At 69.4% G+C, this 14538-nt stretch carries 16 protein-coding genes and 2 pseudogenes; 8 read left to right on the top strand and 10 right to left on the bottom strand.

What is annotated here, in order from left to right:
* Positions 1-224: pseudogene (locus tag ACZ55A_RS36870) on the bottom strand (dehypoxanthine futalosine cyclase); the annotation flags it as partial.
* A gap of 461 nt (positions 225-685) precedes the next feature.
* On the opposite strand from ACZ55A_RS36870, the gene ACZ55A_RS36875 reads away from it, so the two are divergent.
* A complete protein-coding gene (locus ACZ55A_RS36875; protein WP_468849442.1) occupies positions 686-1741 on the top strand; it encodes an alpha/beta hydrolase in 1056 nt (351 codons plus the stop codon).
* 108 nt (positions 1742-1849) lie between these two features.
* On the opposite strand, the gene ACZ55A_RS36880 is transcribed toward ACZ55A_RS36875, so the two are convergent.
* Positions 1850-2749, bottom strand: a complete 900-nt coding sequence (locus tag ACZ55A_RS36880) for a menaquinone biosynthetic enzyme MqnA/MqnD family protein (RefSeq protein ID WP_468849444.1) — start codon at positions 2747-2749, stop codon at positions 1850-1852.
* A 249-nt stretch (positions 2750-2998) separates the two neighbouring features.
* On the opposite strand from ACZ55A_RS36880, the gene ACZ55A_RS36885 reads away from it, so the two are divergent.
* From ACZ55A_RS36885 to ACZ55A_RS36895, 3 genes are all read left to right on the top strand, one after another.
* Positions 2999-3202: a cold-shock protein gene (locus ACZ55A_RS36885; protein WP_261956986.1), complete on the top strand. Its 204-nt coding sequence runs from the start codon at positions 2999-3001 to the stop codon at positions 3200-3202.
* A 724-nt stretch (positions 3203-3926) separates the two neighbouring features.
* Entirely contained in the window at positions 3927-4064 is a 138-nt protein-coding gene (locus tag ACZ55A_RS36890; RefSeq protein WP_362914586.1) for a hypothetical protein, read from the top strand.
* Between the two features lie 35 nt (positions 4065-4099).
* Positions 4100-4411: a hypothetical protein gene (locus tag ACZ55A_RS36895; protein ID WP_468849446.1), complete on the top strand. Its 312-nt coding sequence runs from the start codon at positions 4100-4102 to the stop codon at positions 4409-4411.
* A gap of 78 nt (positions 4412-4489) precedes the next feature.
* Here the strand turns inward: ACZ55A_RS36895 and ACZ55A_RS36900 are convergent, their stop codons facing one another.
* Positions 4490-4714 (bottom strand): DUF397 domain-containing protein, encoded by a 225-nt coding sequence (locus ACZ55A_RS36900; protein ID WP_468849448.1) that lies wholly within the window; start codon positions 4712-4714, stop codon positions 4490-4492.
* Positions 4692-5546 carry a helix-turn-helix domain-containing protein gene (locus ACZ55A_RS36905; protein WP_468849450.1) on the bottom strand — a complete coding sequence of 285 codons (855 nt, stop codon included), beginning with the start codon at positions 5544-5546 and terminating at the stop codon, positions 4692-4694. The genes ACZ55A_RS36900 and ACZ55A_RS36905 overlap by 23 nt, the downstream gene beginning before the upstream one ends.
* A gap of 62 nt (positions 5547-5608) precedes the next feature.
* On the opposite strand from ACZ55A_RS36905, the gene ACZ55A_RS36910 reads away from it, so the two are divergent.
* Positions 5609-5737: a hypothetical protein gene (locus ACZ55A_RS36910; RefSeq protein WP_468849452.1), complete on the top strand. Its 129-nt coding sequence runs from the start codon at positions 5609-5611 to the stop codon at positions 5735-5737.
* An 8-nt stretch (positions 5738-5745) separates the two neighbouring features.
* Positions 5746-6120, top strand: a complete 375-nt coding sequence (locus ACZ55A_RS36915; RefSeq protein ID WP_468849453.1) for an ATP-binding protein — start codon at positions 5746-5748, stop codon at positions 6118-6120.
* A 99-nt stretch (positions 6121-6219) separates the two neighbouring features.
* On the opposite strand, the gene ACZ55A_RS36920 is transcribed toward ACZ55A_RS36915, so the two are convergent.
* On the bottom strand, positions 6220-8205 hold the full coding sequence (locus tag ACZ55A_RS36920) for an AMP-dependent synthetase/ligase (RefSeq protein ID WP_468849467.1): 1986 nt from the start codon (positions 8203-8205) through the stop codon (positions 6220-6222).
* A 528-nt stretch (positions 8206-8733) separates the two neighbouring features.
* Between ACZ55A_RS36920 and ACZ55A_RS36925 the strand changes: the two genes are divergently transcribed.
* Positions 8734-9186 carry a hypothetical protein gene (locus tag ACZ55A_RS36925; RefSeq protein WP_468849455.1) on the top strand — a complete coding sequence of 151 codons (453 nt, stop codon included), beginning with the start codon at positions 8734-8736 and terminating at the stop codon, positions 9184-9186.
* Positions 9187-9319: 133 nt separating this feature from the next.
* Here the strand turns inward: ACZ55A_RS36925 and ACZ55A_RS36930 are convergent, their stop codons facing one another.
* Entirely contained in the window at positions 9320-10018 is a 699-nt protein-coding gene (locus tag ACZ55A_RS36930) for a TetR/AcrR family transcriptional regulator (RefSeq protein ID WP_468849457.1), read from the bottom strand.
* A gap of 213 nt (positions 10019-10231) precedes the next feature.
* On the opposite strand from ACZ55A_RS36930, the gene ACZ55A_RS36935 reads away from it, so the two are divergent.
* Entirely contained in the window at positions 10232-11149 is a 918-nt protein-coding gene (locus ACZ55A_RS36935; RefSeq protein WP_468849459.1) for an alpha/beta fold hydrolase, read from the top strand.
* A gap of 100 nt (positions 11150-11249) precedes the next feature.
* Here the strand turns inward: ACZ55A_RS36935 and ACZ55A_RS36940 are convergent, their stop codons facing one another.
* From ACZ55A_RS36940 to ACZ55A_RS36955, 4 genes and pseudogenes are all read right to left on the bottom strand, one after another.
* Complete coding sequence (locus ACZ55A_RS36940; RefSeq protein ID WP_468849461.1) at positions 11250-12662, bottom strand: dicarboxylate/amino acid:cation symporter; 1413 nt, start codon at positions 12660-12662, stop codon at positions 11250-11252.
* A 477-nt stretch (positions 12663-13139) separates the two neighbouring features.
* Positions 13140-13427 carry a DUF4229 domain-containing protein gene (locus tag ACZ55A_RS36945; RefSeq protein ID WP_468849463.1) on the bottom strand — a complete coding sequence of 96 codons (288 nt, stop codon included), beginning with the start codon at positions 13425-13427 and terminating at the stop codon, positions 13140-13142.
* 106 nt (positions 13428-13533) lie between these two features.
* On the bottom strand, positions 13534-14058 hold the full coding sequence (locus ACZ55A_RS36950) for a GNAT family N-acetyltransferase (RefSeq protein WP_468849465.1): 525 nt from the start codon (positions 14056-14058) through the stop codon (positions 13534-13536).
* A gap of 45 nt (positions 14059-14103) precedes the next feature.
* Positions 14104-14538 (bottom strand): annotated as a pseudogene (locus ACZ55A_RS36955) (aminofutalosine synthase MqnE); the annotation flags it as partial.

Consider the following 14538-nt stretch of genomic DNA (forward strand, 5'->3'; position numbering starts at 1 on the left):
TTGCATGCCGTGACGCACACATTGGTGTAGTTGATGTTGCGCTCGATGATGTACGTCGCGATGTGCTCGGTGCCGGCGTAGCGACGGCGGCGCACGGCGTCGGCCGCCTTGCCCAGCGCATGCAGCGGCGCCGAGCGGTACAGGTCGAGCGCCTCCTCCGGCGTGATGCGGCCGCCCTGCGCGGCGCGGTCGAGTACGGACTGGAGGTCGGCGTTCTCGGTCACCGGGGCGTCCCTTTCGCAGGCGGGCATCACGACTGAAACAGCGTACGTCAGCCCACTGACAGCCTGGCTGGCGGCCGGACCACGGCTCTTCCCGCTCGGCCACCGTCCCCGTCAACCGCTTGCTCGTGTACCCCCAGTTGAGCGTGCCCCCGGCACATGAGGACGTACGAACAGGGTCGCGTCCGGCGCGCCCGCCTCCCGCTTCCCGGCGCGCGCCGCCCGTCTGCCGCTCCCGCCTCCCGCCTCCCACCGACGAGGCGTGTCCGGCCCGCGCCTCCAGCCTATGACCCATGTCATGCCGGGCCCTATGAACCCGGCACCCTCTTTTCCCCATCAAACAGGGAGTAAATCGACCATCCTGTCCCGCTCCCCGGCTCCCGCCCGTCGGAGGAACCAGGGGCAGCCCTGCCGCCCGCGCGGCAGCGTGAGCGTCCGCCCGGAGAGAGCCCGTGACGGTGACCGTGCCCGCGTCTGTGTCCGCGCCCCCGTCCGCGCCCCCGTCCGCGCCCTCGTCCGCGCCGGTGCGCCCCGGCGCGCCGCGGAGACGGCGTCTCCTCGTCGGCGCACTCCTCGCCGCCCTGATGCTCGGCCTCTTCCCCGTCGTCAAATACGGGAACGTCTTTCCCGGGACCGGTGAGCCGATGTCCTTCGGCCGCCCCGCGGCCGGTCCCGGCGTTCCGTTCCGTACGGCCGACACCCTCGCCGACGGCACCCGCATCGGCGTCACCACGCTCCACGGGAAGAAGTCCGGCTTCACCGGCAAGGTGTGGGCGTGGGCGCCCAGGGAGTACTACGAGGAGCGTTATCGCCACAGCGCGTTCCCGGTGCTGATCGCGCTGCCTGGTGCCCACGGCTACCCCGTCAATTACTGGACGCGCAGCGACCTCGGACTGCTGCGCACCCTCGACGACCTCACCGCGCTGGGGCGCAGCAAGCCCTTCATCCTCGTCATGCCGGTACTCAACCCGGACCGGCGCCACTACTACGACGGCAGCGACATACCCGGCCGGCCGAAGATCGGCACCTGGCTGTCTGACGATGTGCCCGACCTGGTCAGGGCCACCTTCCGGACGTTCGCAAGCCGGGACGGCTGGGCGTTCATGGGTTCCTCGTCCGGCGGTTTCGTCGGCCTCAAGCAGGTGCTCCAGCATCCCGACCGCTTCAAGGCGGTGCTCGCCAACGGCCCGGACACCCGTCCGGATTCCCCGCTGTGGCGCGGCCACGAGAAGGAGCGGCGCGCGAACGACCCCGAGCGCCTCGCCGCGCGCCTGTCCGCCCGTCCCGACGCCCCGCCGGTCCACCTTCAGTTCCAGATAGGGACGAAGGAACGCGGCCGGGCCAACCTGGAGCGCTTCATCCGCCGCTACGCCAAGGGGCCCGTCAAGGCCGGTCTGCATGTCATCCAGGACGGCGGCCACAACGCCAAGAGCTACGTCCAGGGCATGCGGGAGGAGAGCCTGGAGGCGCTCAGCAAGGTGCTGCGCGGCCCCACACCGGCAAGCCGCCCGGACCGCTGAGGCCCCCTGCGGACCGTACGGCCCCTGCGACCCCCTGCCGTCCGATTCCCCCGCTGCCTGGTTTCCCCCGCTGCCTGGTTCCCCCTGCCACCTGGCACTCTCCCCCGTCTACCGGGCGGCAGGCTCCAGCAGATCCACCTTCACATCGGCCGGGAACCCGGTCGTCGGCCCGACCCGCCGGGCGAACTCCGTGACACCTCGTAGCTGATCGGCGCCGAAGCGGAAATCGAGCGTGGTGAAGTAGCGCTCCAGCACCGGCTCGTCGAAGGCCTCCCAGCGCGCCGCCTGCTCGGCGACCTTGGCGACCTCCTCCAGCGACAGATCGCGGGAGGCGAGGAACGCCTCGTGCACCTTCTGCACCACGTCCGGCTCGCGCTCCAGATATTCCCGCCGGGTCGCCCATACGGCGAAGACGAACGGCAGCCCCGTCCAGTCCTTCCACATCTGCCCGAGGTCGTGCACCTCCAGGCCCAGCCGCGGCCCGTCGTGCAGATTGGCGCGCAGTGCGGCGTCACCGATCAGCACCGCCGCCTCCGCCTCCTGCATCATCAGCCGGAGGTCCGGCGGGCAGGTGTAGTAGTCGGGCCGCACCCCGACCTTCTCGGCCAGCAGCAGCTGCGCCAGGCGTACGGACGTCCGCGAGGTCGAGCCGAGGGCCACCCGGGCGCCGTCGAGCTCGTCCAGCGGCTTCTGCGAGACGATCACGCAGGACATCACCGGACCGTCGCAGCCGACCGCCAGATCGGGGAAGGCGACGAGATCATCGGCGGCGCGCAGGAACTCCACGAGGGTGACCGGTGCGATGTCGAGCTCGCCGCGGATCAGCTGTTCGCTGAGCTTCTCGGGCGTGTCCTTGCTGAGGTCCAGGTCGAGGAGGGTGCCCGTACGGGCGAGGCCCCAGTAAAGGGGCAGGCAGTTCAGGAACTGGATGTGGCCCACTCGCGGCCGGCTGCGACGGTGGTCGGTGCCGGCTCCTGCGGGTGCGTCTCCGAAGGTTGAATTGTCCACATGCGGAGGCTAGACCTGCTGCTCTTGGGCCGGGGCGGCGGGGCAACCTATGGACGTTAGTGCTGACGGTTAAACGTGATCTTTGGCTCTTCCGCCTCACGAGTCCATCATGCTAGGCTCAGCGCAAGTTGCAGTTTGGTTTCCCTTGCAGTACAGAGCCTGCGGAGCATGTGACCCGCAGGCTTTTGTAGTTTTCAGACTTGTTTGCAGGTTCTGGAGCAGGGCAACCCTTTGGCCCAAGGAGGGCTTATGGCTACCGGAACCGTCAAGTGGTTCAACGCTGAAAAGGGCTTCGGCTTCATCGCCCAGGACGGCGGCGGCCCGGATGTCTTCGTCCACTACTCGGCGATCAACGCCTCTGGTTTCCGCTCCCTCGAGGAGAACCAGCAGGTGACCTTCGACGTCACGCAGGGCCCGAAGGGTCCGCAGGCGGAGAACGTGACCCCGAGCTAAGTTGCCCGGCCCGGAATAATTCCCGGTCACTCTTTGCAGTACCCAAGGAGCCCTGCTCCGCCACTCCGGTGGCGAAGCGGGGCTCCTGCCTTTTGTCACGGCACCGGCCCAAATGGCTACTACATGAACTTTTGCCGCCGGGCACACTGCGTCACAAGAAACAGCAAAGCCGGAACGCGGTACGCGCGAAGCAGGAACGCGAGAAGGCGGCCCGGCGAAGGGCGGCGGAGGGCGGAATTCCACGGTCGGCGAGCGGCCGGCTCGCCCATTACGCGAAACGTGGACACGGCGCAGAGAGCCCCGTATGCGCACTCCTCCCGAATGAGCGCCCAAGCCGATCAGCCACCTGGACAAGCGTGGTGGGGGTGGCCCGCTGTGCGCAGGTGGCGCCGAACCCGGCAGTCGCCGCCGCACCGCTCGCCCTGATGCATTCCCAGCACGACGGTGCCTCAATTACGGCTCATGCCCCGGCGGTTAGGCCCCTCACCCGACTGATCCGACTCACGTCAGGACGGTGTGCGCAGCCCGCCGCGGTTCGGTGACGTGCTGATCGCCCTCGCGCGATGCCGCTGCTCGCGATGCCGGTGGGCGGCCGGTTCACCGGCTGATCCTCCGCGCCCCGGGCGCACACCTTCGAATCCGTCGAGCAGGCGTGCGACATGCGTATCGAAGTGATCACGGAAAGTGGTCACATCGGGACATGGTGCGGCCTACCGTGGGCAGAATGAGCGAGCACTTGCCCCCGCAGAAGCCCTGCCCCGATTGCGGCGGCAGCGGAACCGTGGACTGGGAGACGCCCGCCGGCGACGAGGTCACGACGCAGTGCTCCGGGTGCGGTGGCACCGGAACCGTCCTGGCGTAAGCGGCGCAAGAGCCGTATGAGGAGGCAGAGGCGACGTGACAGCGTTTAGCAGGAACGGGAAGCCGGTCGGCCTGGACGCGCAGTACGTCGGCAGACTGCCGTGTTCGACCTGCGGGATACGGTCGATGAAGCTGCCGGGGCGGCAGGGCGGGGTGTGCATCCCCTGCTACGCGGAGGAGTCCGCGGCAGCGGGACGGCGGGCGGCGACGGCCGGTACGTGGGTGGCGGCGAGTTTCGTCGGGGACCCGTGTCTGGCGTGCGGCTCGCGGTCCGTGGACGCCAACGGGTGGGCGTTCTGGTGCAACTCGTGTGAGATGCAGACGGCGGTGGCGTTACCGCCGCGGTGAGGCCCCCCGGTTCACGCCCCCGTTGGTGCCGGACGAGGCCATCTCCACCAACGGTGGGCAGATTCCGAGAACGCCTCCTCAACCATCGAGGGAAAACGCTGTGGCTTTGACCGCCGCGACGAAGGAGTTCCAGGCGCCGGCGGGGAGGATGAGGGCGGGGCCATCGGGGTCCTTGGAGTCCCGTACGGGGACGAGGCCGGGGAAGTCGTCGGCGACCTCGATGCAGTCGGCGCCGTCGCCGTTGCTGTAGCTGCTCTTGCGCCAGTGGGCCGCGTCCAGATCAACCCTGCTGCTGCGCTTCATCTCTGTAACCCCTCGCCGCTTCTTCGATGATGGCCAGGGATGCCTCCGGCGGCAGCGCCACGGCCCTCAGCAGATCGTACGACTTCCGAAACCCCGTCACGAGCGGTGGATAGTCGATGGCTTGACCGTTGAACTCCGCCTCCGTCCAGACCAGCGGCGGGGCGTCCGGGAAGGTCATGATCTTGGCCATGCCCATCATGAGCGGGTGGGCGACGGTCGTTTCCGGGAGGATTTGCAGAACGCTCCGGGTGGACGTGACCACCTCGAGGATGTGTTCCAGCTGCTCTGCCATCTGCTGAGCAGGAAGCAGCGGCCTCCTGATCAGATCCTCGCGCAGAATCGCCCAGTACGAAGGGCGCTCCTCCCGCTTCCAGATGTCCGCGCGCTTGACCCGTGCCCGCACCCTCTTCTCGATGTCCTCGGGCTCGTCCCACGGCTTCGCCGTCTGGCAGAGTTTGCGGACGTACGGCGCGGTCTGCAACAGCCCTGGAATGACGACAGGCGCCCAGTCCTCGATGGCCGTCGCGCTCTTCTCCATGTCCGGGATATCCGCGAAGTACTGCGGATGACCGACGCTCCGCGCCTTCCGCGCATCTTCACAACGCCGGGCGAAAAAGCCGTCCGTCCCGAGCTTCTGGTCGACGTGCCGGGCCAGATCCTCCGGCATCCGCCGCTCACCGCGCTCGATCTGGCTGAGGAACGAGATGCCGCGGTAGCTGCCTTCCGCGAGTTGTTCGAGCGTGAGACCCGCGGCCTCGCGCTGGTAGCGCAACTCGGCGCCGTAGAAGGCCGGAACGCTCGCCGAGCCGTCGGGATCCTTACGAGGAGGCATAACTCACCACCACTATCAGCAAGTTGCTCTGCGCAACCCGATCGCCTTCCACGCTACGCCGAGTGACGTCACGCTGTGAGCAGTTCGTCACCATGCGCACGGGAGGGCGTACACCCATGCTCAGCCCTCTCCACGACGACGTGGACGACTGCACCGAACTGCTCCGTAAGGCTGCCGGGGCCGGGGAATGAACCGGAACGTGAGGGCTCCGCTCACGGTTGAGCTGCTTGCGTTGCCGAAGGAGATCCCGCTGCTCCGGCGTACGGTGCGCGAGCATCTGGGCGGTGGGCCGTGCGCCGAGGTGCAGCTCTGCGTCAGCGAGATGGTGGGGAATGTGATCCGGCACCTCGGGGAGGGCACGCCGGTGGTCGTGCACATCAGGGGCGCGGGCGGTGGGCGGACCCGGGTGGAGGTGACCGATCCGGAGCCGGGGGCGGTGCCCGTGCTGCTGCGGGCGGCCGGTGACGACGAGGGTGGGCGCGGTATGGCGCTGCTGGATGCCGTCTCGCTGCGGTGGGGTGTGCTGCTGGGCGCCGGCCGCAAGACCGTGTGGTGCGAACTCGGCGAAACGTAGCGAAGCGACTGCGCACGTCAGACCCCGTGCCACCTCCCCCACAGAGGTGACACGGGGGTTCCAGTTTGACGTGCCGAGCGCCGTGGCTCCAGAGGGGGATCACCTCCTTTCGTAAAGAGCCGCTATGTCTTTGGCGAAATCTCGGGCCACGGCGGCCCGCCGGAGCTTCAGAGAGGGAGTGAGGTGTCCGGTTTGTTCGGTGAAGTCCATGGGGAGCACCGTGAAGCGGCGGATGGATTCGGCCCGGGAGACCAGTTCGTTCGCATCGTCGACGGCACGCTGGATGTCGGCGCGCAGACGTTCGTCGTGGACCAGCGCCTCCAGCGGTATGTCCTGTTTCTTGTGCATCTGGCGCCAGTGGGAGAGGCCGTCGGGCTCCAGGGCGATCAGGGCGGTGATGTAGGGGCGGTTGTCGCCGATGACCATGCACTGGCCCACGAGGGGGTGGGAGCGGAGGCGGTCCTCCAACGGGGCGGGGGCGACGTTCTTGCCGCCCGTCGTCACGATGATCTCCTTCTTGCGGCCGGTGATGGTGAGGTAGCCGTCCGCGTCCAGGGCGCCGAGGTCGCCGGTGGGGAGCCAGCCGTGTGCGTCGGTGGCGGGGCGGGCGGCGCCGAGGGCGGCGTCCCAGTAGCCGGCGAAGACATGGCGGCCGTGGAGCAGGATCTCGCCGTCGTCGGCGATGCGTACGGCGGTGCCGGGGAGCGGCCAGCCGACGGTGCCGGTGCGGGGGCGCAGCGGCGGGGTGACGGTGGCGGCCGCGGTGGTCTCCGTCAGGCCGTAGCCCTCGAAGATCTCGATGCCGGCGCCGGAGTAGAACGCGGCGAGGCGGTGGCCGAGCGGGGAGCCGCCGCAGAGGGCGTAGCGGACCTTGCCGCCGAGGGCGGCCCGTATGCGGCGGTAGACGAGCGGGTCGTAGAGCTTGCGGGCTGCCTTGAGGGCGACGCCGGGGCCGGGGCCTTGCCCGCTCCGCTTCGCTCCGCCTCGGCTCTTCGACCGTCCCTCGGATGCCGAGCGCTCCCTGGCCTCGACGGCCTCGCCGTAGGAGCGGGCGATACGGGCGGCGCGGTCGAAGGAGGCGGCCCGGCCCATCTTCTCGGCGGTGGCCCGGCCGGTGTTGAAGACCTTCTCCAGGACGTAGGGGATGGCGAGGAGGAAGGTCGGGCGGAAGCCGGCGAGGTCGGCGAGGAGGTCGTCGGTCTGGATGCTGGGGGCGTGGCCGAGGCGGACCCGGGCGCGGAGGCAGCCGACGGCGACCATCCGGCCGAAGACGTGGGAGAGGGGGAGCAAGAGGAGGGTGGAGGCGGGCTCCTGGCTGACCGAGTTGAAGACGGGGTGCAGCAGCTCGATGGCGTTGTCGACCTCGGCGAAGAAGTTGGCGTGGGTGAGGACGCAGCCCTTGGGGCGGCCGGTGGTGCCCGAGGTGTAGATGAGGGTGGCGAGGGCGTAGGGGCCGGTGGCGGCGCGGCGCTCGTCCACCGCTTCGTCGGGGAGGTGGCGGCCGGCGGAGACGAGCTGGGAGACCGCGCCGGTGTTGAACTGCCAGAGGTGGTCGAGGGCGGGGAGTTCGCCGCGGAGGCCGCTGATCAGACGGGTCTCGGCGACGTCTTCGACGACGCAGGCGCGGGCACCGGAGTCGTGCAGGATCCACTGCGCCTGGTGGGCGGAGGAGGTCGGGTAGAGGGGGACGGTGACCAGGCCGGCGGCCCAGGCGGCGAAGTCGATCAGGGTCCATTCGTAGGTCGTACGGGCCATGATCGCGAGCCGGTCGCCGGGGCGGAGGCCGTAGGCGATCAGCCCCTTGGCGACGGCGCGGACCTCGGTGGCGAACTCGGCGGCGGTGATGTCGCGCCAGGCGCCGCTTGGCTGTTTGCGGGCGAGGACGATGTCGGCGGGCGCCTCGGCGGCGTTGGTGAAGGGGAGGTCACCGAGGGAGCCGCGGTCGACGGGCGGGGCGAGCGGGGGGACGTAGACCTCGCGTACGACGCCGTCGATCAGGGCTTTCCGGGGCTCTGTGAGGGTGGGGGCAGGGGTGCGGGCCGGTGCGACGGATGAGGCGGTGGGTGAGGCGGTAGGTGAGGCGATGGGTGCCCCGGACGGGGATCCAGGGGGAGTTCCCGTAGGTGCACTGTCCTGGTTGGACACGAGCGGCTCCTCGTTTCTCCTGTGGAGTGCGGTCACGACCGCACCGGCCGCCCCTCCCTACGCGCCCGTGCGGTCCAACTGCCCGAGGTCATCGCGGAGTTCACCCCGTACCTCACGCTCCTGACCCGGCAGTAACCTTACTTCGGCGTAAATTTACGCGAGGAGCAGGAGACGGCCAATGCCCCGGCCACAGCTTCGTCCCGGCAATTCCCGGGCGGGTCAGCGGCTTTTGGCAGCGAACCGCCCGGGTCTGCCGAGTGCGGGGGCGAGTTGTGGGCCGCATGCCCGGTATCGGCGGCATCCCCGAAGTGTCGGGCCGGATCCATTACGGGCTGCCCCCGAACGGGCCCTGACGCGCGACAGGGCCGCACCTCGTCCGTGCGAGCGATGAACGGACGGCAGGCGGGCCGGATCCTGGTGACGACCCCGAGCGCCCAACTGCCCGCGCAAGGAAGAGAAGGAATCGCCATGAATGCCCGGAGCCCACGCCCGTTAGTGCTGCCTGCGGAAGGCCTGCATCATCCGCGCAGCCTGACGGCCTTCCGCCGCACCAAGCTGCTCGCCGGCGGCTATCTCGCTCTCAGCGGGCTCACCCTCGCCGCCATCGCCGTGCTCCGCAACGACCCGGCGGTGGTGAACGACGCCGTCTGGATACGTGGAAGCATCGTCGTTGCCAGTGCCCTGGTGACATTCGCCTCCGCCGCGGGCGCGGCCCGCGGCTCCCGCCGGGCGTATCGCCGGTTGCGGATCATCTCGGGCGTCATGGTGGTGGCCATCGCGGCCGTCATCGCGCTGCCCGGCCCCTTCCCCCTGTGGATGAAGATCGAACAGGGCATCTGCGGACTCGCCCTGGCCGGTATCGCGTTCGTCGTCAACGGCAGGCAGCTGCGTGGGCTGTTCGCCGCCGGGCCGGGGCGGTAACCAGGCCCGCCCGGCGCTGTCCGGCCCCGGTACCGGGGCCGGACAGCCCACCAGCCGGACACCCCCTAGCCGTACGGAACCAGCCGTGCGGAACCACGCCTACAGAACCAGCCGTACGGAACTCGTCGCCCCCTCAAGCGCAGGGAGTGTCCTCCTGGCCGGCGCATCCGCCCGGCATCCAGCGCTCGCCGGCCATCAGGTGGCCGAGGCCTGCCCAGGCGAAGTTCATCATCGTGGCCGCGGCGTCCTTCGCCGTCGGATGCACCCGTTCCCCCGAAGGCCCCTCGTCCGTACGGACATTGGCCCACTCGGCCAGTGACTCGGCCGCGCCGACCAGGGCGTGGGCGAGACCCGCCACCTCCCGTTCGGCCAGCTCACCGGCGCAGCCCGCCTCCTTCGCGGCCATCCCGATCAGCTCCGTGACGAAGGTGACGATCTCGGCCCGCATGGCGGCGACTTCATGTGCGAAGGGCTCGCCGTGCGTCCGGGCCTGCTGGTGGAGTACGGCCCAGCCGTCCGGATTGTCGGCGGTGTGGGCGAAGAACCCCCTCAGCCCGCTCCACAGCTGGCGGTCGGCCGCCGCATCCGACTCGACAGCCGCCGTCACGGCCGCCACCAGCGCCGCCCGCTCCCGCCGGATCACCGCGCTGAACAGGTCTTCCTTCGAGTTCAGATAGAGATAGACCAGCGGCTTGGAGACCCCGGCCACCTCGGCGATCTCGTCCATCGAGGCCGCCCGATAGCCACGGCGCGCGAACGTCAGCACCGCGGCGTCGAGCATCTGCTGCTCCCGGACCGCGCGTGGCACCCGCTTGCTCTTCACAGCTCCCACCCCGAATGTCCCTCCTTCCCGCCCCGTTACTGCCGAGTAAGTTTACGATCTTCGCCGTATGCACCTCACCCCTTGACATGATCGACACGAAGACGAGACGATACGTCTCGTTGCGTTGGTGATAACCGGCCCTTCCCGTCGGCACGTTGGGCTTTTGGCCGCGCGCCGCCCGGGCCCCCGCGCCCCGTTCCCCGTCCCCTTGGAGGTCAGACCGTGCAGCAGTTCATCGACGCCGCTCCCGGCATTCGCCTGTGGACCGAGCAGCGCGGTGCCGCCGAGGCGCCCCCGTTGCTGCTGATCATGGGTGCCCAGGCCAGCGGTGTCGGCTGGCCGGAACCCCTGGTCGACGCGCTGGCCGCGCACCACCGGGTCATCCGCTACGACCACCGAGACACCGGCCGCTCCACCTGGCCGTTCGAGGAGCGGCCGTACCGGATCGCGGATCTCGCCGAGGACGTGATCGCGGTCCTGGACGGGCTGGGCATCGAGCAGGCACATATCGTCGGCATGTCATTGGGGGGCATGCTGGCCCAAATGGTGCTCGCCGACCACCCCGACCGAGTACTCAGCGCCACTCTCATCGGCACCAATGCCCTCAGCACCACCGCCTATACCCGCCCCGACGGCAGCACCGTCCCGGTCGGCGAACTCCCTGGTATCGCGCCCGAGGTCCTGGAGTTGTGGGCCCGCCCGGTCGAGGATCACGGCGTCGCGGCGGAGGTGCAGCGCCGGATCGAACACTGGCGGGTACTCGCCGGTGGCCGACTCCCCTTCGACGACGGCTACTTCCGCGCCCTCGAAGAGCGCGTCATCGAGCACACCGGGCACTACCGGACGAGCACGGCGCACGGCAGGGCGCACGCGGACAGCGGCCTGCTGCGCACCGAGCAGCTGGCCCGCAACGAGGTCCCCACGCTCGTGATCTGCGCACCCGCCGAGCCGGTGTTCCCGCCGCCGCACCCCCAGCACCTCGCGCAGTGCGTACGGGGTGCGTATGTGGTCGAGATCCCCGGGATGGGGCATGCGCTGCCGGCGGCCGTACTGGGGCCGCTGGCCGACGCGGTCCTGGCGCACACGGGGGCGGGCACGGAGGTGGCGGCTGCGCACACGGGGGCCGGCACGGGGGCCTGACGATCCTGGCCGGAATACGACGGCGCCCCCGCAGCCGGGGCGTATTGGCTGCGGGGGCGCGGTGTGGTGCGGGTGGTGCGGGTGTGGTGCGCCGCTGGGGTCAGCTCGCGGCGGCCGCGGCGGGGACCGGAGCGGCCTCCGCAGCGGTCTCCGGCTCAACGGGCGTACCGCTGCCGTTCGCGCTTCCGGTCCCGGTGCCGGTCTCGTTCTCGCCGATCCGGATGCTGGTCGCGCGGGCGTAGGCGTCGCGGTCCAGGATCTTCTCCTTGGCGGAGACCAGGATCGGGATGACCGCTTGGCCGGCAACGTTGGTGGCCGTACGCATCATGTCCAGGATCGGGTCGATCGCCATCAGCAGACCGACGCCCTCCAGCGGCAGGCCCAGCGTGGAGAGGGTCAGGGTCAGCATGACCGTCGCGCCGGTCAGGCCCGCGGTGGCGGCGGAGCCGATGACGGAGACGAAGACGATCAGGATGTAGTCGCCGATACCGAGGTGGACGTCGAAGATCTGGGCGATGAAGATCGCGGCGATCGCCGGGTAGATCGAGGCGCAGCCGTCCATCTTGGTCGTGGAGCCGAAGGGCACCGCGAAGGAGGCGTACTCCCGCGGCACACCGAGGCGCTCGGTGACCTGCTGGGTGACCGGCATGGTGCCGACCGACGAGCGGGAGACGAAGGCCAGCTGGATGGCGGGCCAGGCGCCGCGGAAGAACTGAAGCGGGTTGACCTTGGCGACGGTCGACAGCAGCAGCGGGTAGACGCCGAACAGGACCAGTGCGCAGCCGAGGTAGATGTCGGCGGTGAAGGTCGCGTACTTGCCGATGAGGTTCCAGCCGTACGTCGCGATGGCGTTGCCGATGAGGCCGACGGTGCCGATCGGGGCGAGGCGGATGACCCACCACAGGGCCTTCTGGAGCAGTTCGAGGACCGAGCGGCTGACCTTGAGGACCGGCTCGGCCTTCTCGCCGAGCTGGAGCGCGGCGATTCCGGCCACGGCCGCCATGAAGACGATCTGCAGCACGTTGAGCTCGGTGAACGGCGTGATGATGTCGGTGGGGACGATGCCGGTCAGGAAGTCGATCCAGGAGCCCGCGTGGTCGGGGAGCTTGCCGTCCTTGGGGGTCAGGCCGGTGCCCGTACCGGGTTGGGTGACCAGGCCGATCGCCAGGCCGATGGCGACCGCGATCAGCGAGGTGGCCATGAACCACAGCAGCGTACGGGTGGCCAGCCGGGCGGCGTTGTTGACCTGCCGCAGGTTGGTGATCGACACCAGGATCGCGAAGAACACCAGCGGGGCGACGGCCAGCTTCAGCAGCTGGACGAAGAGGTCGCCGACGTGCTGGAGGGTGGCGGTGAGCCAGCCGATGTCACCGTTCTTGGCGATCCCGCCGAGCAGCACGCCCAGGGCGAGGCCGATCAGGATCTGGGCCCAGAACGGGACCTTGGGTATGCGGGAGGACTTAGGGGTCTGAGGGGCCTGCGCGGACGCAGGGCTCTCGGCAGACGTGGACAACGGACACACTCCGGGGACAGATAAGACGTCGGTGAAACGGCGTGGATGAGCGCCAGGAGGTCCGTGCTTCAAACAGGATCTCCGGCCGCTGGATGAGGTCGGTCAGCGGCGGCGACAGGCCGCGGACATACAGCGGCAAAGATCGACGTGCAGGCGCGCCACGAGCGGAATGCCCATGGGGGTCGGCGGCGCGGCTGCGGTCTTCATGGCAGGTACGTTAACACTTGAACTTTGAGAGACCCAAAGAAAATCTTTGGGTTCTGTGGGGGCCGGGCCGGACGAAGTGAGCGCCAACAACGCGACAGGCGCCCGTTCGTGGAGCGGAAATCCACGAACGGGCGCCTGTGACGGATGCGGCGGGGAGGACGCGACTGTGAGGCGTCTTACATAAAGGTCTGCACCATTGTTCTTCGCAGACTCCGCAGACTTGGCGGAGAGTCCGAGAGCCCGGGGGCCGGAGGCCCGACCGGATGCGGCCTACAGGCCGTCCTCCTGGCCGGCGCTGGCCGCAAAGCGCTCCTTCTGGCGGTCGACCTTCGCGACGATCTGCTCGGACATCGCATCCCGCTGCTTGCGCAGCAGCACGAAGCTGAGCGGCGCGGAGATCACGATGGCGAGCAGCAGCAGCCAGACGGTGTTGGCCGCACCCACGGCAAGCGGAATGACGTGGAGGTACGCCAGCCCCCACACCACGGCGAAGCAGGCGACGAACAGGCCGATGCGAAGGGCGGTGTAGCGGAGCGTGGCGAACTTGTGGCTACTCACGGACGGGACCTTCTTCTCAACGGCAACCGAAAGGGTCGCCCTCCAGTCAAGCACAGCGGCCAGGGCGATCTTCCCGACCCCCGCCGCAGGCCGCTTCCGCCACGGCTCAGGCCAGTTCCCGCCACATCGTGACGTCATCGCGGAAGTCGCCGTCGGCGACCTTGATCGCGCCGGGGACCCGGCCGACCTCCTTGTAGCCGCAGGCCTCGTAGAAGCGGCTGACGCCGGTGCCGCCGCGGCAGGTCAGACGTATGGCGGTGACGCCGTCGAGGGTACGGGCGGCCTCGGCGACCGCGGCCATCAGCCGGCGGCCGACGCCCTGCCCCTGGAGGGAGGGGTGGACCATCACCGTGTACACCCATATCCAGTGCGTCATCAGGCGGTGGCCATTGGGTGCGAGGAACGCCGCCGCCAGGACCCGGCCGTCCGCGTCCCGCCCGACCAGCAGCCGCTCGCGGCCCTCGGCCAGGGCCGCGAGCTTCCTGACCAGCTCGGGGCGGATGTCCTCATGCGTCACCGGCGGAACGAAGCCGACCGCGCCGCCGGCGTTGGAGACATCTGCCCACAACGCACAGAGCCCGTGGTGGAGTTCGGGAGTGACGGCAGGGTCCAGGTCGAAGCGTACGTTCATGCCCCGGACCCTAACTCCCGCCTCTGACAAACGGCTGTGACCAGGTCAGACACGCATCGGCTGGGGCGACTCGCGGCGCTCGGGGTCCGGGCCCGGGTACTCGCGGATGGCTTCGTAGCGGGTGTTGCGCTCGACCGGCCGGAAGCCCGCGTCGCGGATCAGCTCCAGCAGGTCCTCACGGGTCAGCTTGTTCGGGGTGCCGTAGTTGTCCGCGTCGTGAGTGATCTTGTACTCGACGACCGAGCCGTCCATGTCGTCCGCACCGTGCTGGAGAGCGAGCTGGGTGGTCTGGAGACCGTGCATCACCCAGAAGCACTTGACGTGCGGGACGTTGTCGAAGAGGAGGCGAGAGACCGCGAACACCTTCAGCGCCTCGGCGCCGGTGGCCATGGTGGTGCGGGCCTGGAGCTTGTTGCGGACCTTGCCGTCCTGCATGTCGACGAAGTCGTGCTGGTAGCGCAGCGGGATGAAGACCTGGAA

It is taken from the genome of Streptomyces sp. NPDC034111, assembly GCF_055575375.1.